The 1,029-nt window shown below is 73.3% G+C and carries 1 protein-coding gene; it reads left to right on the forward strand.

What is annotated here, in order from left to right; genetic code table 11:
- Positions 1-736: hypothetical protein (locus KR546_RS18840; protein WP_238446265.1), on the forward strand; the 736-nt coding region annotated here is incomplete at its 5' end.
- Positions 737-1,029: the final 293 nt, after the last annotated feature.

Below are 1,029 nucleotides of genomic sequence, written 5' to 3' on the forward strand. Positions count from 1 at the left end.
CGGCGCCGCGTTGCTGATCGCGACGGGTCCGGCGCTCGCCGACCACGAGGGGACCTCCTACGAGGGGACCCTGTCCGAGCTGAACGGCTCCGGAGCCTCCGGCGACGCCTACATCAGGGTGTCGGAGGACGGCGAGACGTTCGACGTCGAGGTCAACGGATCCAACCTCAACCTCGACGGCCCCCACGCCATGCACATCCACGGCATCCTCGACGGCGACGAGATCCAGGCGTCGTCCTGCCCGACGATGGACGCCGACGCCAACGGTGACGGCGTCGTGGACGTGGCCGAGGGCGTGCCGTCCTACGGCGGCATCCAGGTCTCGCTGACCACCGAGGGCGACACCTCGCCCGAGTCCGGCCTGGCGGTCGAGCGCTACCCCGCCGGGACCGAGATCAGCTACAGCCGTGACGGGATCGAGATCCCGGACGCCGTCAAGCCGTCGATCGACAAGGTGCACGTCGTCGTGCACGGTGCCGACGAGAACGGCAACGGGATGCTGGACATGGACCAGGAGGAGCGTTCGTCGCTGACCGAGGACCTGCCGCGCGAGGGCACGCTGCCCGCGCTGTGCGGTGAGCTCACCGCGGTCGCCTCCGGCCCGGTCCAGACCGGTGGCGGCGGGACCGCCGACACCGGCATGGACCTCGACGGTGCGGCACTTGCCGGCGTCGGGATCCTGGGCCTCGCCGGCCTGGGCGTCGCGCGTCGTCGTCGCGCTGGCTCGAACGCCTGAGTCCGTCCGCGATCGATCGGACGTGGGGTCGCTGCGGCGGCCCCACGCCCGTGTCACGCCGGTGCAGGACCCCGCGGGGACCTGCACCGGCCACCTGGACTCGACCGCCATGCGGTTGCGTCCCCGTCCCCACGAGGTGCCCACGATGATCGACCTTCGCCGCTCCCCACCACGCCACGCCGTCGCCGCCCTGTCCCTGGGATGCGTGCTGGCCCTGGCCGGCTGCGGGACGCCGGACGCGGCGACCACGCCGGCGCCGACCCCCGCACCCGAGACGGCGGCGGCCCCGACGC

Source organism: Salsipaludibacter albus, from assembly GCF_019798055.1.
GTDB lineage: Bacteria > Actinomycetota > Nitriliruptoria > Nitriliruptorales > Nitriliruptoraceae > Salsipaludibacter > Salsipaludibacter albus.